The 22,155-nt window shown below is 72.6% G+C and carries 21 protein-coding genes; 10 read left to right on the top strand and 11 right to left on the bottom strand.

Features of this window, described 5'->3' with window-relative positions; all coding sequences use genetic code 11:
* Window positions 1–28: 28 nt before the first annotated feature.
* The 3 genes from KAK03_RS05910 to KAK03_RS05900 all read left to right on the top strand — a co-directional run bounded on the left by KAK03_RS05910 (window position 29) and on the right by KAK03_RS05900 (window position 3,075).
* Window positions 29–1,000: an SGNH/GDSL hydrolase family protein gene (locus KAK03_RS05910; RefSeq protein ID WP_210852328.1), complete on the top strand. Its 972-nt coding sequence runs from the start codon at window positions 29–31 to the stop codon at window positions 998–1,000.
* A gap of 225 nt (window positions 1,001–1,225) precedes the next feature.
* Window positions 1,226–2,377, top strand: a complete 1,152-nt coding sequence (locus tag KAK03_RS05905; RefSeq protein ID WP_210852325.1) for an SGNH/GDSL hydrolase family protein — start codon at window positions 1,226–1,228, stop codon at window positions 2,375–2,377.
* Window positions 2,378–2,403: 26 nt separating this feature from the next.
* Window positions 2,404–3,075: an OmpW/AlkL family protein gene (locus KAK03_RS05900; RefSeq protein ID WP_210852323.1), complete on the top strand. Its 672-nt coding sequence runs from the start codon at window positions 2,404–2,406 to the stop codon at window positions 3,073–3,075.
* A gap of 73 nt (window positions 3,076–3,148) precedes the next feature.
* Here the strand turns inward: KAK03_RS05900 and dacB are convergent, their stop codons facing one another.
* Window positions 3,149–4,579, bottom strand: a complete 1,431-nt coding sequence (gene dacB / locus KAK03_RS05895; protein ID WP_210852321.1) for a D-alanyl-D-alanine carboxypeptidase/D-alanyl-D-alanine endopeptidase — start codon at window positions 4,577–4,579, stop codon at window positions 3,149–3,151.
* 61 nt (window positions 4,580–4,640) lie between these two features.
* Here dacB and tsaB point away from each other — a divergent pair, with 61 nt between their 5' ends.
* From tsaB to KAK03_RS05880, 3 genes are read left to right on the top strand one after another with little or no spacing between them, the layout of a single operon-like run.
* Window positions 4,641–5,354: a tRNA (adenosine(37)-N6)-threonylcarbamoyltransferase complex dimerization subunit type 1 TsaB gene (tsaB, locus tag KAK03_RS05890; RefSeq protein ID WP_210852319.1), complete on the top strand. Its 714-nt coding sequence runs from the start codon at window positions 4,641–4,643 to the stop codon at window positions 5,352–5,354.
* Entirely contained in the window at window positions 5,351–5,818 is a 468-nt protein-coding gene (rimI, locus tag KAK03_RS05885; protein WP_210852317.1) for a ribosomal protein S18-alanine N-acetyltransferase, read from the top strand. The genes tsaB and rimI overlap by 4 nt, the downstream gene beginning before the upstream one ends.
* Window positions 5,818–6,720: a uracil-DNA glycosylase gene (locus tag KAK03_RS05880; RefSeq protein ID WP_210852315.1), complete on the top strand. Its 903-nt coding sequence runs from the start codon at window positions 5,818–5,820 to the stop codon at window positions 6,718–6,720. Before rimI ends, KAK03_RS05880 begins: the two co-directional genes overlap by 1 nt.
* Here KAK03_RS05880 and glmU read toward each other — a convergent pair.
* Window positions 6,701–8,077 carry a bifunctional UDP-N-acetylglucosamine diphosphorylase/glucosamine-1-phosphate N-acetyltransferase GlmU gene (gene glmU, locus KAK03_RS05875; RefSeq protein ID WP_210852313.1) on the bottom strand — a complete coding sequence of 459 codons (1,377 nt, stop codon included), beginning with the start codon at window positions 8,075–8,077 and terminating at the stop codon, window positions 6,701–6,703. The genes KAK03_RS05880 and glmU overlap by 20 nt on opposite strands.
* Between glmU and KAK03_RS05870 the strand changes: the two genes are divergently transcribed.
* On the top strand, window positions 8,055–8,972 hold the full coding sequence (locus KAK03_RS05870) for a DUF6279 family lipoprotein (protein WP_210852311.1): 918 nt from the start codon (window positions 8,055–8,057) through the stop codon (window positions 8,970–8,972). The genes glmU and KAK03_RS05870 overlap by 23 nt on opposite strands.
* Before the next feature lie 52 nt (window positions 8,973–9,024).
* Here KAK03_RS05870 and KAK03_RS05865 read toward each other — a convergent pair whose 3' ends face one another.
* From KAK03_RS05865 to KAK03_RS05850, 4 genes are read right to left on the bottom strand one after another with little or no spacing between them, the layout of a single operon-like run.
* On the bottom strand, window positions 9,025–9,639 hold the full coding sequence (locus KAK03_RS05865; protein ID WP_210852309.1) for a DUF4136 domain-containing protein: 615 nt from the start codon (window positions 9,637–9,639) through the stop codon (window positions 9,025–9,027).
* 22 nt (window positions 9,640–9,661) lie between these two features.
* Window positions 9,662–10,600, bottom strand: a complete 939-nt coding sequence (ttcA, locus tag KAK03_RS05860; protein ID WP_210852307.1) for a tRNA 2-thiocytidine(32) synthetase TtcA — start codon at window positions 10,598–10,600, stop codon at window positions 9,662–9,664.
* Window positions 10,601–10,604: 4 nt separating this feature from the next.
* Window positions 10,605–10,997, bottom strand: a complete 393-nt coding sequence (locus tag KAK03_RS05855) for a dihydroneopterin aldolase (protein ID WP_210852306.1) — start codon at window positions 10,995–10,997, stop codon at window positions 10,605–10,607.
* On the bottom strand, window positions 10,994–11,788 hold the full coding sequence (locus KAK03_RS05850; RefSeq protein ID WP_210852304.1) for an SDR family oxidoreductase: 795 nt from the start codon (window positions 11,786–11,788) through the stop codon (window positions 10,994–10,996). Before KAK03_RS05850 ends, KAK03_RS05855 begins: the two co-directional genes overlap by 4 nt.
* A gap of 20 nt (window positions 11,789–11,808) precedes the next feature.
* Between KAK03_RS05850 and KAK03_RS05845 the strand changes: the two genes are divergently transcribed.
* Together KAK03_RS05845 and KAK03_RS05840 are read left to right on the top strand one after the other, a co-directional pair.
* Entirely contained in the window at window positions 11,809–12,915 is a 1,107-nt protein-coding gene (locus tag KAK03_RS05845; protein WP_210852302.1) for a class I SAM-dependent methyltransferase, read from the top strand.
* A gap of 65 nt (window positions 12,916–12,980) precedes the next feature.
* Window positions 12,981–13,358, top strand: a complete 378-nt coding sequence (locus tag KAK03_RS05840; RefSeq protein WP_210852300.1) for a hypothetical protein — start codon at window positions 12,981–12,983, stop codon at window positions 13,356–13,358.
* Here the strand turns inward: KAK03_RS05840 and KAK03_RS05835 are convergent, their stop codons facing one another.
* The 4 genes from KAK03_RS05835 to KAK03_RS05820 form a co-directional block, all read right to left on the bottom strand.
* Window positions 13,359–14,924, bottom strand: coding sequence for a methyl-accepting chemotaxis protein (locus KAK03_RS05835; RefSeq protein WP_210852298.1), 1,566 nt, complete (start codon window positions 14,922–14,924; stop codon window positions 13,359–13,361).
* Between the two features lie 156 nt (window positions 14,925–15,080).
* Window positions 15,081–16,301, bottom strand: coding sequence for a multifunctional CCA addition/repair protein (locus KAK03_RS05830; RefSeq protein WP_210852296.1), 1,221 nt, complete (start codon window positions 16,299–16,301; stop codon window positions 15,081–15,083).
* On the bottom strand, window positions 16,298–17,260 hold the full coding sequence (locus KAK03_RS05825) for a complex I NDUFA9 subunit family protein (RefSeq protein ID WP_210852294.1): 963 nt from the start codon (window positions 17,258–17,260) through the stop codon (window positions 16,298–16,300). Before KAK03_RS05825 ends, KAK03_RS05830 begins: the two co-directional genes overlap by 4 nt.
* A complete protein-coding gene (locus KAK03_RS05820) occupies window positions 17,260–19,287 on the bottom strand; it encodes a lytic transglycosylase domain-containing protein (protein WP_210852292.1) in 2,028 nt (675 codons plus the stop codon). The genes KAK03_RS05825 and KAK03_RS05820 overlap by 1 nt, the downstream gene beginning before the upstream one ends.
* A 142-nt stretch (window positions 19,288–19,429) precedes the next feature.
* On the opposite strand from KAK03_RS05820, the gene KAK03_RS05815 reads away from it, so the two are divergent.
* Window positions 19,430–21,208, top strand: a complete 1,779-nt coding sequence (locus KAK03_RS05815; RefSeq protein ID WP_210852290.1) for a S8 family peptidase — start codon at window positions 19,430–19,432, stop codon at window positions 21,206–21,208.
* A gap of 10 nt (window positions 21,209–21,218) precedes the next feature.
* Here the strand turns inward: KAK03_RS05815 and KAK03_RS05810 are convergent, their stop codons facing one another.
* Window positions 21,219–21,899, bottom strand: coding sequence for a glutathione S-transferase family protein (locus KAK03_RS05810; protein WP_210852288.1), 681 nt, complete (start codon window positions 21,897–21,899; stop codon window positions 21,219–21,221).
* Between the last annotated feature and the right edge of the window lie 256 nt (window positions 21,900–22,155).

The following is a 22,155-nucleotide window of genomic DNA, read 5'->3' as shown; positions in this document are numbered from 1 at the left end:
CCTTGTTCCCTTGCACACCGGAGACCTCATGACTGCATCCTCCCTGGCGGCCCGTCTGGCCCGCGCCGCTGGCGTGGCCCTGATCGGCGCGACGCTGCTGGCCGCCTGTGGCGGCGGCACCTCCCAGGTCGATCGGTTCGTCCCGGCGCGGGTGCTGAGCTTTGGCGACGAACTCAGCCGCCTCGAGGACAACGGCACCAAGTACAGCGTCAACGCGCTGACCACCACCACGCCCAAGACGATCGACTGCGGCACCAGCCCGATCTGGACCCAGTACATGGCGTCGACCGCCTACGCCAAGGTCTTCACCCAGTGCAAGGGCACCGCGACCTCGCCGGACGTCACCGCGATCCGCCTGGGCACCGTCGGCGCCCGCGTCGATGACGTGGTGGCGCTGATGAAGGCCCGCATCGATGCCGGTGACGTGCAGAACACCGACCTGGTCACCGTGATGGTCGGCATGCACGACATCATCGACCAGTACGCCCTGTACGACGGCACCAACGAGGCCGACCTGATCGCCACGCTGACCGCCCAGGGCAAGAAGCTGGCGGCCCAGATCAACACCGTCACCGGCACCGGCGCGCGCGTGCTGGTCAGCACCATCCACGACCTGGGCCTGAGCCCCTGGGCGCTGAAGGAGAAGGCCGACGTGGGCGATGACCGCCCGGCGCTGCTGACCCGTCTGGTCAACGCCTTCAACAAGGCGATGCGCCTGGACCTGATCAATGACGGCAGCAAGATCGGCCTGATGCTGGGCGATGACCTCAGCCGGGCGATGGTCCGCGTGCCCAGCGCCTACGGCCTGGGCGACGTGATCACGCCGGCCTGCCTGGAGGCCAACTGGAACAGCGCGAGCTGCACCACCGACACCCTGATCACCGCCGCCAAGGACAAGTCCGCCAGCTACCTGTGGGCCGACCAGGTGCGTCCGTCCTCGACCTTCCACCTGTACCTGGGCCAGCAGGCGGTGTCGCGCCTGGGCAACCTGCCGTTCTGAGCGCCCTGGGCCGGGCGGAGCCCGACCCGCTGCCAGGGGGGCCTCGCGCTGCCTGGGTCTCAATGGCTTCGTTGTGCATGAGTTGGCGCCGCCGCCTCGCCTAGAGCGGGCGCCCCAGCCCGACTCAGGGTTTTCTGCCTGACCTCGGTTTGCGAGGCGGGGATAGAGTGTCCGCTGGATTTTCGAACGACCGTTCGATTTTCGCGATACTGCACAGGAGACACCATGCCCCGTTCCCGTCTTGGCGCCTTGGCGCCGGCCAGCCTGGCGCTGGCATTCCTGCTGGCTGCCTGCGGCGGCGGCGGTTCCGACACCAGCACCCGTGCCGAGATCACTGCCGTCAAGGTCATGGGCGACAGCCTGGCCGACGTCGGGACCTTCGGCATCAAGTTCACGATCCAGGGCAACCCCACCTACCCGGACCTGGTCGCGCGCCAGTTCGGCGTGGACGACGGCTGCCCCTTCTTCGTCTTCACCGGCACCACCTTCGCGCCCAACCCGAAGACCGGCTGCACGAACTTCGCGATCGGCGGCGGCGTGATCAATGGCGCCGGCTCCGGCTACAGTGCGGCCGACCCGCGTGGCGTCGGCGTGCAACTGGCCACCGCGGCGACGGTGGGCTACGCGGCCGGTGATCTGCTGCTGATCGACGGTGGCGGCAACGACGCGGCCGCCCTGGTCAGCGCCTACCTGAAGGCCAGCAGCGACGGCGGCGCCGCCTACGTGGGCGTGCTGTCCACCGTGCTGACGCCCGAGCAGGTGGCCGCGGCCGTGGCCGGCGGCCAGACCGGCCTGGCCACCGCCGGAGGCAGCTACATGGTCGGCCTGGCCGACATGTTCTACAACATGGTCAAGGCGCAGGCGCTGGACAAGGGCGCCAAGCGCGTGGCGCTGATCAACATCCCCGGCATCACCAACACGCCGCGCTTCCAGATGGTGCTCGACGGCATCGCCGCCGCCTTCGGTGGCGGTGAGACCGGGGCCGCTGCACGCGCCCAGAGCGAGGCGCTGTTCAAGAGCTGGATCGAGGCCTTCAATGCCCGCCTGGCCAGCAAGGTGGCGGGTGACGAGCGCATCGCCCTGGTCGACATCTACACCTCGTTCAACGACGAGATCGCCAACCCGGCGCAGTACCAGCTGAGCAACGTCAAGGACACCGCCTGCCCGATCACCGGCATGGGCTCGGACGGCTTGCCCACCTACACCTTCGCCACCTGCACCGACGCCAACCTGGCGGCCAACCCGCCTGATGGCCTCACCGGTGCCGACTGGTACAAGAAGTACCTGTTCTCCGACGGCTTCCACCCGACGCCCTACGGCCACCAGCTGGCCTCGCAACTGATCGCGCGCACCCTGGCCCAGGCGGGCTGGCTGTGATCACCTCATCCGCAGGAGTCGTCCCCATGTTCCGCACCCCTCGCATCGCCCTCCTGGCCGCCGCCCTGCTGCTGGCCGGCACGGCCCAGGCCCAGTCCGCGGGCGCGCTGATCGGCCGCATCGGCGCCACCAGCATCCAGCCCAACACCAAGAGCGGCGACCTGACCGCGCCGTCCTTTCCGGGCACCCAGGCCGACATCGGCAATGACACCCAGCTCACCGCCGGCCTGACCTGGATGTGGACCGACAACATCTCGCTCGACCTGCCGCTGGCCGCCGGCTTCAAGCACGAGCTGACCGGGGCCGGCGCGATCGCCGGCGTGGGCAAGATCGGCGAGGTCAAGGCGCTGCCGATCACGCTGCTGGCGCAGTACCGCTTCTTCGAGCCCTCGGCCAAGCTGCGGCCCTATGTCGGCATCGGCCCCACCTATGCGCGCTTCTACAAGGCGCGCGGCACCGCCACACTGACCGGCCTGACCGGCGGCACGCCGACCAACCCGACCACGCTGGAGATGGACTCCAAGCTGACCTTCACCGCCCAGCTGGGCCTGTCGGCGGTGCTGACCGATCAGCTCGGTCTGGATGTGGCGGTGATGACCACGCCGCTGAAGACGCGCGCCACGCTGTCCACCGGCCAGACGCTGGACGCCAAGGTCAACCCGACCAGCTTCAGCGTCGGGCTGACGATGCGCTTCTGATCCGGCGGGGCGCCCGCCCCGCTCGGTGGGCCAGCCCGCTCAGCGGGCCAGACCGTCCGATGAGCCAGCCCGATCAGCGGGCTGGCGTGTCCCGGATCGCCCACTGCACCAGCGCGTCCAGCGCCGGCCGGCCGGCGCTGGCGTTGGGGTGGTTGAGCACCGCGACCAGCACATAGCGCCGGCCGCTGTTCGACAGCACATAGCCGGCCACCGCCGCGACATCGCGCAGCGAACCGGTCTTCAGGTGCGCCCGGCCGGCGGTGGCGGTGGAGCGGCGCAGCGTGCCGTCGGTGCCACTGATCGGCAGCGAGCCCATCAGCTCCGACATCACCGGCGAGCTCCAGGCCTGCTGCAGCAGCCGCGCCAGCAGCGCGGCGCTGACCCGCGTCTCGCGCGACAGGCCCGAGCCGTTGTCGATCACGACCTCCTTCGTCGCTTCCTCGCCCAGGCGCTCGCGCAGCCAGCGCCGCAGGTGCTCGCGCGCGTCCTCGGGGCGCACGCTGGCGCCCGCCGGCAGGCTGCGCGCGGCCAGCGGCAGCGTCAGGAACAGCTGCTCGGCCATCACGTTGTTGCTGAACTTGTTGATCTCGCGCACCACCTCCAGCAGCGGCGGCGAGGCCTGCTCGAACAGCAGCCGCGCGCCGGCCGGCACGCTGCCGTCGCGCACGCTGCCCGCCAGCTTGCCGCCCAGCTCGCGCCACAGCTGCTCGACCAGCCGGGCGTTGAAGCCCTTCGGGTCGGGGTGGGCCAGCGGCCAGCTCTTCTCGCCGCAGCTGCCGGGGAAGGCGCCGGCAAAGCGCAGCCGGGCCGGATCGCCCACGCTGGCCTTCAGCGCACCGCGCCAGTCGTCGCAGGGGCCCGCTGACAACGGCACCGTGGCGTCCACGCTGTAGCCGGCCAGGGGCGGATCGACCGTGACCAGCGCCTGGCCGTGGGCGGTATCGGGCACGAAGCCCAGCACCACCGCCTTGTAGTTCAGCATCAGCGCGTCGGGGCGCACGTTGTAGGGCCGGCTGGGGTCGCCGTCGAACTCGGCGGGCGAGGTCTCGGGCACCATGAAGGCGCCGCGGTCGAGCAGGATGTCGCCGCGGATCTCGCGCACGCCCAGCTGCTGCACCCGGCGCAGCATCAGCCACAGGCGCTCCTGCACCAGTTTCGGGTCGCCGCTGCCGCGGATCGCCAGCGAGCCGTCCAGCACGCCGCCCTGCAGCGTGCCGCTGACGAACACCGGCGTGCTCCAGGTCCAGGCCGGGCCCAGCTGATCCAGCGCCGCGTAGGTGGGCAGCAGCTTGAACACCGAGGCCGGGTTGATCGGCAGCTGCTCGCCCACCGCCAGCCGGCGCTGGCCACCTTCGGCCTCCAGCACCACGGCCGACAGCGCCGACTCGGGCAGCTTGGCGCGCTGCAGCGCCTGGTGGACTTCCGGAGGCAGCGGCGATTGCGCGCGTGCGGCCGGCGCCAGCAGGGCCAGCAGCAGCGCGCCGAGGGCAGGCAGGCGGTGCATCGCGGCATGATCGCACGGCTACACTGACGGCCATGCCCGCCCCGCCGCCCCGCCACCGCCGATGAGACTGCTGGCCCTCGACACCGCCACCGAGGCGCTGGCGGTGGCGCTGGCCGACGGCGCGTGGGGCCGCAGCGTCAACGCCAGCGGCGGCGCCCAGGCCTCGGCCACGCTGCTGCCCCAACTGCTGGACCTGCTGGCCCAGCGCGGCCTGGCGCCGGCCGACCTGCAGGGCATCGCCTGCGGCCAGGGGCCGGGAGCCTTCACCGGTCTGCGCACCGCGGTGTCGGTGGCCCAGGGGCTGGCGCTGGGCATCGGCTGCCCGGTCTGGCTGCTCGACAGCCTGCTGATCGTGGCCGAGGACGCGCGCCGGCAGGCGGACCAGGACGACGGCTTCGCGCTCTGGGTGGCGATGGACGCCCGCATGGACGAGGTCTACGCCGGCCACTACCGCCGCCAGGGCGGCCGCTGGCAGGTGCTGCGCGCGCCGGCACTGTACGACCTGCCCACGCTGGCCACGCTGTGGACCGCCGAGCCGCCGCCGGCCTGCGCCGGCTCGGCCCTCGACGCCTTCGGCGAGCGCCTGGCGCTGGGCGCGGCACGGCGCTGGCCGCAACAGGCCGACCGGGCGGCCGCGCTGCTGGCGCTGGCCCGCGAGACCGCGCAACAGTCCCCCGGCGTCGCGCCCGATCAGGCGCTGCCGCTGTACCTGCGCGACAAGGTGGCGCTGACCACCGCCGAACGCGAGGCGCTGAAGGCCGGGAGCGCCGCATGACGCTGCTGCTGCGCCGCTTGCGTGACACCGACCTGGACCGCGTCGCCGCGCTGGAAGCGCGCTGCCATGAATCGCCCTGGACGCGTGGCCAGTTCGCCGACTCGCTGGCCGCCGGCCACCTGGCCTGGGTGCTGGAGGAGCGCCGCACGCTGCGCGGCTACCTGGTGGCGATGCTGGGTGTCGACGAGATGCACCTGCTCGACATCACGATCGACCCTGTCTGCCGCGGCCAGGGCCATGCCCGCCGCCTGCTGACCGAACTGGCAGACGCCTGCCGCGCCGCCCGTGCGCCGCTGCTGTGGCTGGAGGTGCGCGAGAGCAACGCCGCCGCGCGCCGGCTCTACACCGCCTGGGGTTTCGAGTCGGTGGGCCGGCGCAAGGGCTACTACGCACGCGCCGACGGCAGTCGCGAGGACGCGCTGGTGATGCGCTGGGCCGTCCGCGCCGACGAGGAGGCCGCCTGATGGGCGCCGACACCCCCGCCCGCTGGGACGCGCGCCAGCGCGCGCTGCTCGAGGCCATGGGCGTGGTGCTCTGGACGCCCTCGGCAGCGCCTGGCGCCGCCGCGGCCGACACACCTGCGGCGCCGCCGGCCGAGGCCGTCCGGCCCGCCGCACCGCCGGTCGCGTCGGTCACGCCGGTGCGGCCGCCGGTCCGTCCGCCTCAGGCGTCGGTCGTCGCCGAGCCCAGCGCGCCAGATCCCGAACCCACCGCTGCGCCACGCGCCGACGCGGTGGCCGTGGCCCCGCCCGTCCGCGGCGAGCGCGCCGAGCGCATCGCCGCACTGGACTGGCCGGCGCTGCGCGCGGCCGTGGCCGCCTGCCAGGCCTGTGGCCTGCACGGCGGGCGCACCCAGACGGTGTTCGGCGTCGGCGAGGTGCCGGCGCACTGGATGGTGGTGGGCGAGGCCCCGGGCGAGCAGGAGGACCGGCAGGGCGAGCCCTTCGTCGGCCCGGCGGGCCAGTTGCTGGACGCGATGCTGCGCGCCATCGGCCTGGGCCGCGGCGCCAGCGACCCGGCGCACCAGGCCTACATCGCCAACACGCTGAAGTGCCGGCCGCCGCGCAACCGCAACCCGGCGCCCGACGAGCTGCAGCACTGCGAGCCCTTCCTGCAGCGCCAGATCGCGCTGGTGCAGCCGCGCATCATCCTGGCGATGGGCAAGTTCGCGATCCAGCAGCTCACCGGCAGCGACGAGCCGGTGGGCCGGCTGCGCGGCCGCGTGCACCGCTACCAGGGCGTGCCGGTGGTGGTCACCTACCACCCGGCCTACCTGCTGCGCCAGCCCAGCGAGAAGGCCAAGGCCTGGGACGATCTGCGGCTGGCGCGGCGGGTGTACGCGCAGGCTACTTCTTCGGCGCCTTGACCGGGCGGCTCCAGCCGCCCAGCGACACCTGCTTGGCCCGCGCCACGGTCAGCTGACCGGGCGGCGTGTCCTTGCTGACGGTGGAGCCGCCGCCGATCGTGCCGCCCGCGCCCAGCGTCACCGGCGCGATCAGCACGCAGTTGCTGCCCACGTGCACATCGGCCTCGATCACCGTGCGGTGCTTGTTCGCGCCGTCGTAGTTGGCGGTGATGCTGCCGGCGCCGTAGTTGACGCGCTCGCCCACCGTGGCGTCGCCCAGATAGGCCAGGTGGTTGGCCTTGGCGCCGTCGGCCAGCGTGGAGTTCTTGACCTCGACGAAGTTGCCGATGTGCACCTCGCGGCCCAGCCGCGCACCCGGGCGCAGGCGGGCGAAGGGGCCGATCAGCGAGCCGGCGCCCACCACCGCGCCGTCCTGGTCGCCGTCGATGTGGGTGAAGGGGTGGATCACCGCGCCGTCGCCGATCTGCGCGTTGCGGACCACGCAGTGCGCGCCGATGCGCACGTTGTCGCCCAGCACCACCGCGCCCTCGAAGATGCAGCCCACATCGACCTCGCAGTCCATGCCGTGGCTCAGCGTACCGCGCAGATCAAACCGCGCCGGATCCGCCAGGCGCAGGCCAGCCTCCATCAGACGGGTGGCCTCGGCGCGCTGGAAGCGGCGCTCCAGGTCGGCCAGCTGCGCCGGGCTGTTGACGCCCAGCACCTCGGTCTCATTCGGCGCGGTGGCGGCCACCACCGGCACGCCCTCGGCCACCGCCATCGCGACGATGTCGGTCAGGTAGTACTCCTGCTGGGCGTTGGCGTTGGTCAGCGCCATCACCCAGCGCTTGAGCGCCGCGGTGGGCGCGGCCATCATGCCGGTGTAGACCTCGCGGATCTGGCGCTGCGCGTCGCTGGCGTCCTTGTGCTCGACGATGGCCTGCACCTGCTCGCCCTGGCGCACGATGCGGCCATAGCCGGTGGCGTCGTCCAGCACCACGGTCAGCAGCGCCAGGCGCTCGCCGCCGCAGGCCTGCGCCAGCGCGCGCGCGGTGGCGGGCGAGATCAGCGGTACGTCGCCATTGAGGATCAGCGTGGTGCCGGTGTCGCCCAGGTGCGGCACCACCTGCTGGATCGCGTGGCCGGTGCCCAGCTGCGGCTCCTGGCGCACGCACAGCGCGGCATCGCCCACCGCGGCCTCGACCTGCGCCGCGCCATGACCCGTGATCACCAGGGTGCGTTCCGGGGCCAGCGCAGCAGCCCGGTCCAGGACATGCTGCAATAGGCTGCGGTCGGCCAGTCGGTGCAGCACCTTGGGTTTGGCCGAGCGCATGCGGGTGCCTTTGCCGGCGGCCATGATCACGATGTCAAGCGTCATTCGAAAACCGTGGTTCAGTCGCCCCGCCGACGTGGCCGGGCGAGGCTGGATTATCGCGACCCGGCGCGCCCTGCTGGCGCTGTCGCTGGTCGCGCTGGCCGGCTGCAGCGTGGTGCGCCTGGCCTACAACCAGGCCGACACCCTGCTGGCCACCTGGCTGGACCGCCAGTTCGACTTCGACCGCACGCAATCCGCGCTGGTGCGCGACGCCGCCACGCGCTGGCTGGCCTGGCAGCGCCGGGCCCAGCTGCCCGAGATGGCCGCCACCCTGGCCCAGGTGCGCCGCGACTGGGAGCGCCCGCTGGGCGCCGCCGACGTCTGCCGCTGGGCCGACCGGCTGCCCGGCTGGCTGGACGCCACCTGGCAGCAGATCCGCCCCGATGCGCTGGCCGTGGCCCGCCAGCTGGGCCCGGCGCAATGGACCCACCTGGAAGCCCACTTCGCCCGCGAGCGCCGCGAACAGGCCGAGGAGGCCGCCGACCAGTCGCCGGCCGAGCGCCGTCAGGCGCAGATCGACCGCCTGGCGGAGCGCTACGAGCGCCTGCTGGGCCCGCTGGATGCCGCCCAGCGCACCCGCGTGGGCCAGCTGGTCGACCGCCTGGGTGACGGCAGCGGCTGGGCCAGCGAGCGCGAGCGCCAGCAGCAGGAGCTGCTGGCCACGCTGCGCCAGCTGCCGGCGCTGCCGGCGGCCGATGCGGCGGTGCAGCTGGACGCGCTGTGGGCGCGCTGGCGCACCGGCACACCGGCCCAGCGCGCGCTGCGCGAACAGACCCAGCAGGCGCATTGCCAGCTGCTGGCCGAGCTGCAGGCCAGCGCCAGCCCGCGTCAGCGTGAACATGCCCGACGCCAATGGGCCACCTGGGAGGCCGATCTGCGGGCGCTGGCGGCCGACTGAGGCCGATGACCGAGCCCGACGACCGAGCCCGATGAGGGAGGCCGCCGAGGCCTCAGGGCCGCACGACCGAGGCCGAGTGCGGCTCGCCGCGGGCGGCCGGGAAGTCGTTCATCGACAGCAGGAACAGGGCTTCGAGCAGTTTGTCGTTGCCCGGCGTGGCGCCGGCGTTGCTGGCGCGGGCCTCGTACAGCGGCGTTCCGCTGGGGCCATCGCGCAGCAGCAGCGCCACCTCGCGGCCGTATTCGGGGTCGAGCGCGTTGCTCCAGCGCCAGCTGCTCCAGCCCGACCACGGGCCGTACCAGCGCACGCCGGGACCGAAGCGCCACCACAGCGGATCATCCCAGGGGGAGCGGGTCTGACGGCTGATGCGAGCGCCCACTTGTACCACCACATCCGGCTTGGCGCCCGGCGCGGCCGGCTGGAAGCCCTTGGCCTGCAGCGCCACCGTGGCCAGGCGCTCCAGACGGCCCTGCTCCTCGGGGTCCTGCTGCTGCGAGGGCAGGCGCTCGAAGGCGAAGCTGCCCGGCGCGCGGCCGGCCGGCCAGTCGCCGAAGCTGCTGACCTCGCCGCTGAAGGTGTTCAGGCTGGCACAGCCGCTCAGCGCGGCGGCGCCCAGAACAGCGATCAGCAGGTGGCGGCGGAGGGTGTTCGGTATGGCGTTCGGCATGGCGGTACTCCGATGCGTCAGATCACTCCCAACCCAGTCGAACGACCTGTTCGGCCGGGGCGTTGACCGGCTTTACACAGTCCTCGTCCTCGTCGAAGGCCTTGTCGCCCTGCGGATCAGGGCGGCCGGTGGCCTGCAGCGTCTGGAAGGGGTAGAGCTGGCGGTCCATCATGTGCGAGAGCGTGATGTTGCCCATCGCGGTCAGCATGTTGTCGATGCGGCCGGGGTACTGTTTTTCCCACTCGCGGATCATCTTCTTGGTCTGCACCCGCTGCAAGTTCTCCTGGCTGCCACACAGGCTGCAGGGAATGATCGGGAACTGTCGGTGTGCTGCCCAACGTTCGAGGTCGGTCTCGTCCACATAGGCCAGCGGGCGGATGACGACGAACTCGCCGTTGTCGCTGACCAGCTTGGGCGGCATGCCCTTGATGCGGCTGCCGAAGAACATGTTCATCAGCATCGTCACCACGATGTCGTCGCGGTGGTGGCCCAGCGCGATCTTGGTCGCGCCCAGCTCGCGCGCCACCCGGTACAGGATGCCCCGGCGCAGGCGCGAGCACAGGCTGCACATCGTCTGGCCTTCCGGGATGTGCTTCTTGACGATCGAGTAGGTGTCCTGGGTCTCGATGTGGAAGGGCACGCCCAGGCCGCTCAGGTAGTTGGGCAGCACCTCGGCCGGGAAGCCCGGCTGCTTCTGGTCCAGGTTGACGGCGACGATCTCGAACTTGATCGGCGCGCGTTTCTGCAGGTTCAGCAGGATGTCCAGCAGCGAGTAGCTGTCCTTGCCGCCGGAGACACAGACCATCACCTTGTCGCCGTCGGCGATCATGCCGAAGTCGGTGATGGCCTGGCCGACCTGGCGGTGCAGGCGCTTGCTGAGCTTGTTCATCTCGAAGGCGTGCTTCTTGGCCTTCTTCGCCTCATCCGAGGCGGTGTCGAGCGCGGGCGCGTCGGTGTTCATCGGTTCATTCCTTCAGGCCGAAGACCTCGACGCCCACGGCGTCGCAGTCCGGGTAGACATCGGGCTTGGCGGTCGACACGCGGGCGGCGCGCACCTTGGGGTGCGCCAGCATCATCGCCAGCAGGTCGTCGCACAGGGTTTCCTGCAGCTGGATGTGGCCGCGCGCCACGCGCTCGGTCACCCGGCTGCGGATGAAGTCGTAGTCAACCACCTCGTCCAGCTCATCGGCGCGCGGCGTCGACAGCGCCAGCGGCACGAACAGCTCGACGTTGATCAGCACGCGCTGGGCGCCCTGCTTCTCGAAGTCGTGCACGCCGATGTCGATCATCACCGCGTAGTCGCGCAGAAACAGGCGCCGGCAGCCGCGCAGGGCGGGGTGAAGCAGCAGGGAACTCATCGAGCGGGGTCCTGGGCCAGGAAGAGCACGTCGCGCGACTGGCCGGCCAGGTGCTGGCCGCCGTCGACCAGCAGCGTGCTGCCGGTGATCGCGGGGGAGTCGATCGCGAAGCGCACGGCGCGCGCGATGTCCTCGGGGGTGGAGGAGCGGCCCAGCGGCGTCATGCGCTGGGCGCGTTCATGTTCGGCCTGGGTCATCGGGCCCGAGGGCAGGGTCACGCCCGGCGCCACGCCCACCACCCGCACCGCGGGCGCCAGGGCCTGGGCCTGCAGCACCGTGGCCTCCTTCAGCGCCGCCTTGCTGAGCGTGTAGCTGAAGTAGTCGGGGTTGGGGTTCCAGAGCTTCTGGTCGAGCAGGTTGACCACGCAGCCGCTGCCGCCGCGCGCGCCCACATGCGCGGCCAGCGCCTGGGCCAGCCGCACCGGGGCGCCCACGTTGACCCGCCAGTGGGCGTCCAGCAGGGCCGGGCCGGCATCGCGGGCGTCGTCATACTGGAACAGGCTGGCGTTGTTGACCAGCGCATCCACCCGGCCGCGCGCTGCCACCGCGGCGGGCAGCAGCGCGTCGACCTGTGCAGCGTCGGCCAGGTCGGCCACCAGCACGGTGGTGGCCGCACCCAGCGCCTGGCAGTCGGCGGCGGTGGCGTCGGCCTCGTCGTGCGAGCGCCGGCAGTGCAGCACCAGGTCGTGGCCGGCCGCGGCCAGCTCCAGCGCGATCGCGCGGCCGATGCGGGCAGCGGCGCCGGTGACCAGGGTCACCGGACGGTGGGCGGGGGCAGGGGCAGCGGGCATGAAACCTAGAATCGCGGCCCATGACGAGCCAACCCGACAGTGTAGCCAGCGCCCTGGCGGCGCGCATCCGTGCGGCCATCGCCGAGGCGGGCGGCTGGCTGCCGTTTGACCGCTTCATGGCGCTGGCCTTGTACGAGCCCGGCCTGGGCTACTACACCAGCGCCCGGCGCAAGTTCGGGCTGATGCCGGACAGCGGCAGCGACTTCGTCACCGCGCCCGAGCTGTCGCCGCTGTTCGGCCGCGCGCTGGCGGCCCAGGTGGCGCAGGCCCTGGAGGTCAGCGGCACGCGCCAGGTGGTCGAGTTCGGCGCCGGCTCGGGCGCGCTGGCCGAGCAGCTGCTGGACGCGCTGGACGCGCGCGGCCTGCCGGTGGACTACGCGATCATCGACCTCTCCGGCAGCCTGCAGGCGCGCCAGGCCGAGCGGCTGGCGCGCTTCGCGCCGCGGGTGCAGTGGCTGTCGCGCTGGCCCGAGGCGATCCAGGGCGTGGTGGTGGCCAACGAGCTGCTCGACGCCATCCCGGTGCAGCTGCTGCACTTTGACGGCCAGACCTGGCATGAGCGCGGCGTGGTGGCCCAGGGCGAGGCCCTGGCTTTCGCCGACCGCCCCACCGCGCTGCGCCCGCCGCTGGACGCGCCCTTCGTGCCCGGCACCGTCACCGAGATCCACCCCCAGGCCGAAGGCTTCATGCGCACGCTGGCGCAGCACCTGCAGCGCGGCGCGGCCTTCTTCATCGACTACGGCTTTCCCGAGGCCGAGTACTACCTGCCGCAGCGCCACGGCGGCACGCTGATGTGCCACCACCTGCACCAGGCCGACCCGGACCCGCTGCAGCGCGTGGGCGAGAAGGACATCACCGCCCACGTCAACTTCACCGGCATCGCCCTGGCCGCGCAGGACGCCGGCCTGGCGGTGGTGGGCTACACCAGCCAGGCCCGCTTCCTGCTGAACTGCGGCTTGGCGCCGATGATCGAGGCCGCCGACCTGCGTGAACGGGCGATGGCCCAGAAGCTGATCACCGAGCACGAGATGGGCGAGTTGTTCAAGGTGCTGGCCCTGGCCAGCGCCGACCTGGCCGACTGGGTGCCGCTGGGCTTCACCGAAGGCGACCGGATGCACCGCCTCTAGTGCGGCGCCGGTCAACCCAGGACACGCCTCGGCCGTTGGCCCTGGATCCACCACAGGGAGAATGCATGACGAGCTGGATGCGCCACGGCGCCTGGGTGCTGGCCGCGCTGGCCACCACCGCCACCGCCGCGACGACCGCGGACGAGGTCCGCGAATGGCCCGCCAACACGCCGATCGAGGCCGAGTTCCACCTCTGGCCCGCCCAGGGCAAGACCGGCCGCGACACGCCGGCCTGGGACAATTACCGGCCGCAGGTGCACACCGGCGTCGGTGGCGACGTCACCTGTGCCATGAAGTTTCCCGGCGAGAAGATCGAGCCCGGCAGCACCCAGCGCGCCACGCTGCGCTGCCTGGATCCGCTGAAGGTGCGCGTGAAGCAGCCGCAGATCCGGGTCACCGAGGGCGGCCGCGTCGTTGGCGACGGCCGCCTGCTGCTGAACTGATCAGAGCTTGAACACGCCCACCGCCTGCACCAGCTGACGCGCCTGGGCGCGCAGGCTTTCGGCGGCGGCGGCGCTCTGCTCGACCAGCGCGGCGTTCTGCTGCGTGGCCTCGTCCATCTGGCTGACCGCCTGGCCGACGGTGGCCACGCCGGCGCTCTGTTCCTGGCTGGCGTGGCTGATTTCGGCGACGATGTCGGTGACGCGGCGGATCGACTGCACCACCTCGGCCATGGTCTGGCCGGCCTCGTCGGCCTGGCGGGTGCCGGTGTCCACGCGCTCCACGCTGGCCTGGATCAGGCCCTTGATCTCGCGCGCCGCGTCGGCGCTGCGCTGGGCCAGGTTGCGCACCTCGCCGGCCACCACCGCGAAGCCGCGGCCGCTTTCGCCGGCCCGCGCGGCTTCCACCGCGGCGTTCAGCGCCAGGATGTTGGTCTGGAAGGCGATGCCGTCGATGACGCCGATGATGTCGGCAATGCGGCGCGAGCTGCCTTCGATCTCGCGCATCGTGCCCACCACCTGCGAGACCACGTCACCGCCGCGGCCGGCCACCGCCGAGGCGCTCTGGGCCAGCTGGTTGGCCTGCTGGGCGTTGTCGGCGTTCTGGCGCACCGTCACGCCCAGCTGCTCGGCCGAACTGGCGGTCTGCTGCAGGTTGGAGGCGGTCTGCTCGGTGCGGTGGCTGAGGTCGGTGTTGCCGGCGGCCACCTCGGTGGCGGCCACCTCGATCGAGTCGGCGGCCTGGCGCACCTGGGTGATCAGGGCCTGCAGCCGCGACTGCATCATCTGCATGTGCTGCAGCAGCTCGCCGATCTCGTCGTGGCCATCGGTGGCGATCGGCCGGCCCAGCTGGCCCTCGGCGATGGCGGTGGCGGTGGCGTCGGCCTCGGCAAAGCCGCGGCGCAGGCGTGAGATCAGGTGCACGCTGGCCAGGGTGCCGGGGATGCCCAGCAGCAGCGCCAGCGCGATCATCAGCAGCGTGCCGCGGGTGTGCAGCACTTCCGCCTGCTGCACCGCGCTGCCGGCGGCGTCCACCTGGTACTGGCGCAGCGTTTCCAGGGCCTTCAGGTAGGCCTCGTTCTCCTGGCGGCCGGCCTGCAGGTAGGCGGCCATGATCTCGGGCGTGTACTGCCCGGCCTTGAGGGCATCGATGGCCTTGTTGACCTGGACCTGCCAGGCCTTGCGCCGGCTGACCACCTCGGTCATCAGCGCCTGCTCGGCCGGCTCGTGTTCACCGGCCTCGACCGCCGCCCAGGCCTGGTTGATCGCTTCGCGGCGCTGGCCGAAGTTGTCCAGGTGGACGCTGGCCGCATGGTCGTGCACGCCCTGCAGCGCGCCGGCCGGGTCGTGCTGGAACATCAGCAGGACTTCCATGCGGTTGCTGATCGTGGCCTGGGTGATCTTGGCCAGGTGTTCGGAGCGGGTCATGCGCAGGTCGTGCACGGTGTGCAGGTCGCTGCGGGCATTGCTCAGCGCCAGCCAGGCCAGGCCGGCCAGGCCGATGAAGCTGAGCCAGAACAGGACGATCAGGCCCTGGACAACGTGGACGATGCGCAATCTCTGGAACATGCAGGCACCAGGCAGGAACCGCCGACGGGCGGTGGACCCCAGGCTTATCGGCAGCGCGGCTGCGGAATGAAGGCCAGGGACCTGGGCGCGGTGTCCTTGAGGCCCATCTCGGCCTGGGCGCAGGCTCCGGTGGCGGCCAGCGGTCAGGCCGCGCTGTCAGAGCGCGGCGGCGACGGCGTCGGTGCGGGCGATGCGGATCGCGTCGGCGATGGCTGCGCCCTGGGCGCCGCGGGCCTGGGCCTGGGCGGCCACGGCGGCGGCATCGATCGAGCAGGCCTCTTCCAGCGCCAGCAGCAGCATCGGGCGGGCCGGGTAGGGCCGCTCGGCCAGGCCGGCGCGCCCGCGGGCGTCGGCCTCGCAGGCCAGCAGGGCGTCGGCAAAGCGCTGCGGGCGGCGGAAGGCGTCGCAGCGTTCCAGCAGGCGCACCACCGCGGCGGCGCCGAACTCGGGGCTGCGGTGGATGTTGGTGTGCTCGCGCGCCACCAGCATGGCCAGCTCGGTGGCCTCGCCGGTGGCCTTCAGGCGGCCGGACACCTGGCGCGCCAGGCGTTCGCTGCGTGCCTCGTGGGCAATGTGGCGCGGCCAGTCGGCGGGCGGGGTCTCGCCCTTGCCCAGGTCGTGGCACAGGCAGGCCCAGCGGGCCGGCAGCGAGGCACCCAGCGCCGCCGCGGCGTCGAGCACCAGCAGCAGGTGGGCGCCGGTGTCGACCTCGGGGTGGTGCTCGGCGGGCTGCGGCACGCCCCACAGCCGGTCGGCCTCGGGCAGCAGGCGCTGCAGGGCGCCGCAGTCGCGCAGCACCGTGATCATGCGCGACGGATGGTCTTCCATCAGCCCGCGCGAGAGCTCCTGCCACACCCGCTCGGGCACCAGCGCGTCGACCTCGCCGGCCGCCACCATCTGCTGCATCAGCGCCATCGTCTGCGGTGCCACGCTGAAGTCGGGAAAGCGCGCCGCAAAGCGCGCCAGGCGCAGGATGCGCACCGGGTCCTCGACAAAGGCCGGGCCGACGTGGCGCAGCACGCGCGCGGCCAGATCGGCCCGGCCGCCGTGCGGGTCGACCAGCGTGCCGTCGGGCGCCTGGGCGATGGCGTTGATCGTCAGATCGCGCCGCGCCAGGTCGTCCTCCAGCGTCACGTCGGGCGCGGCATGGACGACGAAGCCGTGGTAGCCGGGGCCGGTCTTGCGCTCGGTGCGGGCCAGCGCGTATTCCTCGTGGCTGTCGGGGTGCAGGAAGACCGGGAAGTCCTTGCCCACCGCCCGGAAACCGGCCGCCAGCATCTGCTCGGGTGTGGCGCCCACCACCACCCAGTCGCGGTCGTGCACCGGACGGCCCAGCAGGGCATCCCGCACGGCGCCGCCGACGACCCAGGTCTTCATCGGTGCCGGGCGCGCCAGGCGTCCAGTCGCGCGCACTGCTGGCCGGGCGACAGGTAGCCCGGCACCACCGCCGCCAGCGAGACCGGCTGGATGCCCAGCGCCTCCAGGCCCGGCAGCTGGCCGCTGGCGACATTGGGCACCTGCATCGAGGCCAGGTTGTCGCGCGTCATCAGTGGCTCACCGGGCAGCCATTCCATGACCAGCGCCTGCAGCCAGGCCAGCGGGCCGGGCAGCGGCACGATGGTGCGCGGGTGGCCGGACAGCTGGCCGGCCAGGCGCACCAGCGCGGCCAGCGGCACGCGCTGAGGACCGGCGCATTCGATCGTCTGGCCGATGCTGTCGGGCCGGGCCAGCGCCGCGGCGATGGCCGCGGCCACGTCGCCCACCCAGACCGGCTGGAACAGGGCCTGCGCGCCGGCCAGTGGCACCACCGGCGCCACCGCCTGCAGCGCCGCGAACAGGTTGAGAAAGCGGTCCTGCGCGCCAAAGATCACCGAGGGCCGCAGCACCGTCAGATCCAGCCCCGCCTGGCGCAGCACGGCTTCGCCGCGTGCCTTGCTGCGCAGGTAGCGCGAGGGCGCGTCCTCGGCCACGCCCAGCGCACTGACGTGCACCAGCCGGCGCACGCCGCCGGCCTGGCAGGCGGCGACCAGGCGGCGCGGCAGTTCGACATGCACGCGCTCGAAGCGCGCTTCGTCGCCATGCAGCACCGCGACCAGGTTCACCACCGCGTCGCAGCCGGCCAGCAGGCGGCCCAGCGCGGCCGGGTCGTGCACATCGGCGGCCACCAGCTCGACCATCGGCAGCGACCGCAGAGTCACCGCGGCGGCCGGCCGGCGCGTGGGCACGACCACCCGGCAGCCCGGCGCCACGCGGGCCAGGTGTTCGCACAGGGCCCGGCCGACGAAGCCGGTGCCGCCCAGCAGCAGCAGGCGACGGGGAAGGGGGAGGGTGCTCATCAGGGCAGTTCGGAGTCGGCGGCGGGTGCGCCGGCGGCGCGCGGCCCGATGCTGGTGCCCAGGCGGGCCTTCAGCGCGGCCGGCTTGCCGGCCAGCAGGCCCGCATAGTAGGTGGCGTTGGAGAGGACTTTCTTGACGTAATCCCGGGTCTCGTGGATCGGCACGTTCTCGGCCCAGATCGCCGGCTCCAGCGTGGGGCCCTCGCGCCAGCGCCGCGGCCGCCCGGGCCCGGCGTTGTAGGCGGCGGCGGCCATGGCCTGCGAGCCGCCCAGGTCGTCGAGCACCAGCTTCAGGTAGGCGCTGCCGATGCGCAGGTTGGTGTCGCGCTCGGTGATCATCTCGGGGCGGAAGTCGCCCATGCCGATCTTCTTGGCGGTCCACTTGGCGGTGGCCGGCATCACCTGCATCAGGCCCGAGGCGCCCACCGCCGAGCGCGCATCCATGATGAAGCGCGATTCCTGGCGGATCAGGCCATAGACATAGGCCGGGTCCAGGCCGATCTCGCGCGTCCGGGCCAGCACATCCGCGCGCATCGGCATCGGGAAGCGCTGTTCCATGTCGATCTCGGCCTTGCTGCGGTCGCTGGTGTTGATGCAGCGGTCCCAGACCTCGCGCTCGCAGGCCCATTGCGCGGCGGCCAGCAGTTCGCGGTCGCCCATGCCCAGCAGCGAGAAATTCCATTCGCGCACGCCTTCGCTGCGCAGGCCGATGGCGATGGCCAGCAGCGCGCGTTGCAGGCCGGCGTGGGCGCGGGCGGCCTCACGCTCGGGCGCGGTCAGCGCGGCGGGGCGTGGCGGCAGCGGCTGCGGCGCGCCCAGGTCCTCGGCGGCCAGCTGGCCATAGAAGCTCAGCTGGGTGGACAGGCGGGCCAGCAACTGCTGCGCCTCGGCACGCTGGGCGTCGCCGTCGGTGCCGGCCTTGGCCAGGCCCTGCAGCGCGCGGGCGCGCCAGTAGACCCAGGTGGCATCCTCACGGAACCCGGGCTCCATCGCGTCGACCGAGCGCAGCACCAGCTGCCAGCGCTCGGGGGCCGGCGCCAGGCGCAGCGACGCGCGCGCCAGCCAGGCCAGGGTTTCGGGGCTCCAGTCGGGGTGATCGCCGTGGCGCTTGCCCAGGCTCTGCCAGGCCTTGCGGGTCCAGTCCAGGGCTTCGGGGCGCAGCGCCAGCGCGCCTTGCTTGGCCACCATCGCCCAGGCCCAGGCGCCGTGCTCGGGGCCCAGCACCTCGCCCCAGCGATCGGCCAGCAGCTGCGCGGCGCGGTCGGGGTCGTTGGCGGCGATGCGGGCCAGCGCGATCGAGCTGATCTCGGCGCGCAGGTGGCCCAGGGCGCTGGCCTTGAGCGCCAGGTAGCGCGCCGGGTTGTCCAGCGCTTCGCCCAGCGGCCGGCTGGCCGCGTCGCCCAGGATGGCCGCGGCGGCGCGGGCCGACTTCACCCGGCCGTATTCGGTGGCGTGGCGCACCTGGCGCCAGATGTCGTTGGCATCGAAGAGCCTGGCATCCAGGAAGGTCTGCGCCATCAGCAGGCAGCCGTCGCCGGGGTCGCGCTGGGCCAGCCAGGCGCGGCGCGCGGCGTCGACATCGACCTTGCCCGACTGCTGCTGCAGCACCAGGGCGTAGCAGCTGACCTCGCGGTCGTCGTTCATCCGGAAGCGCGGCAGGTCGCGCGCGAAGGCGGCCCAGTCGCGGCGCTTGCCGGTCTCGAGCAGCCAGTCGTTGCGCAGCCGGTCTTCCACGTAGCTGCCCGGCCAGCGGCCGTAGAAGGCCTCGACCTCCTCGGCGCGGGCGTCGGTCAGACGCGCCGTCAGCTCCCAGTAGTCGACCCAGGGCGCCAGCGGGTCGCGCTGCTCCAGTGCGCTGGCGCGCAGCGCGGCCAGGCGGTTCTTGTCCTTGCGGCCAAAGGCCTCGCGGGCCTGGCGCAGCAGGTCTTCATTGGGACGGGCCTGGGCGGCGGCCAGCGTGGGCAGCAACGCGCAGACGGCCAGGCCCAGCAGGGCGAGGCGGCGGAGGGACTTCGGGCAACGGAGCATCTGTTCTAGGGGATCCGGGGACGGCTGGATTTCAGTTTGACACGATTCGACCCCTTGCCAGGGATTGGTTCCTCTCGCGATCATCGGCGCGGGGCCGGCATGCCGGCCCCGACCATTCCTATCAACGTCGAAGGAGCCTTGCATGATCCACCTGTCTTCACGCCGTGCGCTGATGACCGCCGTCGCCATCGTCTGCTCGGCGGCTGGCCTGCCGGCCTGGGCCGGCCAGTCGGCCGAGTCGCTGGCCCTGGGGGCGCCGGGTGGCGCGCCGGTCACCGACCGCCTGATCGTCAAGTACCGTGAGGGCGCGCTCGCCACGGCCGCGATGGACCGCACCCAGGAGCTGGCCAACCGCTCCGGGGTGCAGCTGCGCGTGCTGCGCGACACCGCGCTGGGCGCCAAGGTGATCAAGATGGACCAGCGGCTGGCGCTGAAGGACGCGCGCCGCCTGGCGCGTGCGCTGGCGGCCGATCCGGACGTCGAGTACGCCGAGCCCGACCAGATCCTGCAGGCCCAGCTGACCCCCAATGACACCAGCTACGCCAGCCAGTGGCATTACTACGAGGCCACCGGCGGCCTGAACCTGCCGCCGGCCTGGGACAAGAGCACCGGCGCCGGTGTGGTGGTGGCGGTGGTGGACACCGGCTACCGTCCGCACGCCGACCTGGCCGCCAACCTGGTGGCCGGCTACGACATGATCGCCGACACCGCCACCGCCAACGACGGTGGCGGCCGCGACGCCGACCCCAGCGATCCGGGCGACTGGATCGCCGCTAACGAATGCGGCTACACGCACGCGGCGCAGAACAGCAGCTGGCACGGCACCCACGTGGCAGGCACGATCGCCGCCGTCACCAATAACGCCAGCGGCGTGGCCGGTGTGGCCTTTGGCGCCAAGGTGCAGCCGGTGCGCGTGCTGGGCAAGTGCGGCGGCTACACCTCGGACATTGCCGACGGCATCATCTGGGCCTCGGGTGGCACGGTCAGCGGCGTGCCCGCGAACGCCACCCCGGCGCGCGTGATCAACATGTCGCTGGGCGGCTCGGGCGCCTGCTCGACCACCACCCAGAACGCGATCAACGGCGCGCGCAGCCGCGGCACCGTGGTGGTGGTGGCGGCCGGCAACAGCAACGCCAACGCGTCCAACTTCAACCCGGCCAACTGCGCCGGCGTGATCACCGTGGCCGCGGTGGGCCGCACCGGTGCGCGCGCCTACTACTCGAACTACGGTGCGGTGGTGGACGTGGCGGCGCCCGGCGGCGACATGAGCACCGGCACCGCCAATGGCGTGTATTCCACGCTCAATGCCGGCACTTCCACACCGGGCGCCGACAGCTACGCCTACTACCAGGGCACCTCGATGGCCACGCCGCACGTGGCCGGCGCGGTGGCGCTGATGCTGGCGGCCAACCCGGCACTGACCCCCGATGAGGTGGAAACCCGCCTGAAGGGCAGCACCCGCGCCTTCCCCGGCACCTGCAGCCAGTGCGGCACCGGCATCGTCGATGCCAGTGCCGCGGTCGATGCCGCCACCGCGGTGACACCGCCGCCCACCTGGACCGACGTCAACGAGGTGGAGTCGAACAACACGCGCGCCGCGGCGCAGACGATCACGCCTGACCCGGCGCGCGTGCTGGGCACGGTGGGCAGCACCAGCGACACCGACTACTACAAGATCTCGGTGGCCTCGGGCGCCACGGTGGTGGGCTCGCTGACGCCCAACGCCAGCTCGGACTACGACCTGTACCTGTACAACAGCAGCGGCACCCAGCTGGCCAGCAGCACGCTGGGCACCGGCGCGGTGGACACCATCACCCGCACCAACACCGGCGCGGCGACCACCTGGTACCTGCGGGTGCGCTACTACTCGGGCGGCACCGGCGCCACCAACGGCGCCTACACGCTGACGATCGACCGCTGAGCGGCGTGGCTCAGCGCTGGCGGCGGTAGGGCTCCTCGAAGTCGAGGAAGTCCTGCTCCGCCAGCGCGTCGGCCACCCAGGCGGCCACGCCCGGGCTGGCCCAGACGCGGTCCATGTAGGCCCGCACCGCGGCCGGCACCGGCAGCGCGTAGGTGCGCAGCCGGGCCACCACCGGTGCGAAGTAGGCGTCGGCGTTGCTGAATTCGCCGAACAGGAAGGGGCCGTGGCTGGCCTGCAGCGCCTCGGTCCACAGCGCGGTGATGCGGGCGAGGTCGGCCGCCACCGCAGGGTGCTCGGCCAGCACCTGGGCGCCCACCTCGGGCAGCGCGGCCTCGATGTTCATCGGGCAGTGCGAGCGCAGCGCGCCAAAGCCGCTGTGCATCTCGGCGCACAGGCTGCGCGCGCGGGCGCGCTGGCGGGCGTCGCGCGGCCACAGCGCGTGCTGCGGGAAGCGCTCGGCGAGGTACTCGGCAATCGCCAGCGTGTCCCACACCGCGAAGCCCTCGTCCACCAGCAGCGGCACCTTGCCGGTGGGCGACTTGCCGGCCAGCGTCTGCTTGAACTGGCTGCCGGGGTCGAAGCTGTCGAAGCGCACCATCACCTCGTCGAACGGAATGCCGAAGTGGCGCGCCAGCACCCAGGGGCGCATGGACCAGGACGAGTAGTTCTTGTTGCCGATGTAGAGCTGCATGGGGCCTCCGTGGGTGACGCGTGATCGTAGGCCAGAGGCCGCCGGGCGTGGGTGAGCATTGCGCATCGCAGTGATGTCTCCAGCGCATGACCGCCCGCCGCCGGGCCGCCCCAAGGCGGGCGAGCCCCCCTGGGGGGTGGCGACGCCGCGCAGCGGCTAGCCTGGGGGCGCCATCCGAGCGCCCGCCGCCGGGCCGCCCCAAGGCGGGCGAGCCCCCCTGGGGGGTGGCGACGCCGCGCAGCGGCTAGCCTGGGGG

It is taken from the genome of Ideonella alba, from assembly GCF_018069845.1.
GTDB lineage: Bacteria > Pseudomonadota > Gammaproteobacteria > Burkholderiales > Burkholderiaceae_C > Ideonella > Ideonella alba.
The sequence above is the reverse complement of the archived record's forward strand: the minus strand, read 5'-3'. Positions and strand labels throughout refer to the sequence as shown.

Excerpts from the sequence above, each read along its gene's own strand:
- glmU (WP_210852313.1), bottom strand. The coding sequence starts at position 8,077 with ATGACGCTTGACATCGTGATCATGGCCGCCGGCAAAGGCACCCGCATG.
- KAK03_RS05855 (WP_210852306.1), bottom strand. The coding sequence starts at position 10,997 with ATGAGTTCCCTGCTGCTTCACCCCGCCCTGCGCGGCTGCCGGCGCCTG.
- KAK03_RS05820 (WP_210852292.1), bottom strand. The coding sequence starts at position 19,287 with ATGCTCCGTTGCCCGAAGTCCCTCCGCCGCCTCGCCCTGCTGGGCCTG.
- KAK03_RS05900 (WP_210852323.1), top strand. The coding sequence starts at position 2,404 with ATGTTCCGCACCCCTCGCATCGCCCTCCTGGCCGCCGCCCTGCTGCTG.
- KAK03_RS05815 (WP_210852290.1), top strand. The coding sequence starts at position 19,430 with ATGATCCACCTGTCTTCACGCCGTGCGCTGATGACCGCCGTCGCCATC.
- KAK03_RS05810 (WP_210852288.1), bottom strand. The coding sequence starts at position 21,899 with ATGCAGCTCTACATCGGCAACAAGAACTACTCGTCCTGGTCCATGCGC.
- KAK03_RS05865 (WP_210852309.1), bottom strand. The coding sequence starts at position 9,639 with ATGCCGAACGCCATACCGAACACCCTCCGCCGCCACCTGCTGATCGCT.
- KAK03_RS05910 (WP_210852328.1), top strand. The coding sequence starts at position 29 with ATGACTGCATCCTCCCTGGCGGCCCGTCTGGCCCGCGCCGCTGGCGTG.
- rimI (WP_210852317.1), top strand. The coding sequence starts at position 5,351 with ATGACGCTGCTGCTGCGCCGCTTGCGTGACACCGACCTGGACCGCGTC.
- KAK03_RS05845 (WP_210852302.1), top strand. The coding sequence starts at position 11,809 with ATGACGAGCCAACCCGACAGTGTAGCCAGCGCCCTGGCGGCGCGCATC.
- KAK03_RS05835 (WP_210852298.1), bottom strand. The coding sequence starts at position 14,924 with ATGTTCCAGAGATTGCGCATCGTCCACGTTGTCCAGGGCCTGATCGTC.
- KAK03_RS05825 (WP_210852294.1), bottom strand. The coding sequence starts at position 17,260 with ATGAGCACCCTCCCCCTTCCCCGTCGCCTGCTGCTGCTGGGCGGCACC.
- KAK03_RS05830 (WP_210852296.1), bottom strand. The coding sequence starts at position 16,301 with ATGAAGACCTGGGTCGTCGGCGGCGCCGTGCGGGATGCCCTGCTGGGC.
- dacB (WP_210852321.1), bottom strand. The coding sequence starts at position 4,579 with ATGCACCGCCTGCCTGCCCTCGGCGCGCTGCTGCTGGCCCTGCTGGCG.
- KAK03_RS05880 (WP_210852315.1), top strand. The coding sequence starts at position 5,818 with ATGGGCGCCGACACCCCCGCCCGCTGGGACGCGCGCCAGCGCGCGCTG.
- KAK03_RS05905 (WP_210852325.1), top strand. The coding sequence starts at position 1,226 with ATGCCCCGTTCCCGTCTTGGCGCCTTGGCGCCGGCCAGCCTGGCGCTG.
- KAK03_RS05850 (WP_210852304.1), bottom strand. The coding sequence starts at position 11,788 with ATGCCCGCTGCCCCTGCCCCCGCCCACCGTCCGGTGACCCTGGTCACC.
- KAK03_RS05870 (WP_210852311.1), top strand. The coding sequence starts at position 8,055 with ATGATCACGATGTCAAGCGTCATTCGAAAACCGTGGTTCAGTCGCCCC.
- ttcA (WP_210852307.1), bottom strand. The coding sequence starts at position 10,600 with ATGAACACCGACGCGCCCGCGCTCGACACCGCCTCGGATGAGGCGAAG.
- tsaB (WP_210852319.1), top strand. The coding sequence starts at position 4,641 with ATGAGACTGCTGGCCCTCGACACCGCCACCGAGGCGCTGGCGGTGGCG.
- KAK03_RS05840 (WP_210852300.1), top strand. The coding sequence starts at position 12,981 with ATGACGAGCTGGATGCGCCACGGCGCCTGGGTGCTGGCCGCGCTGGCC.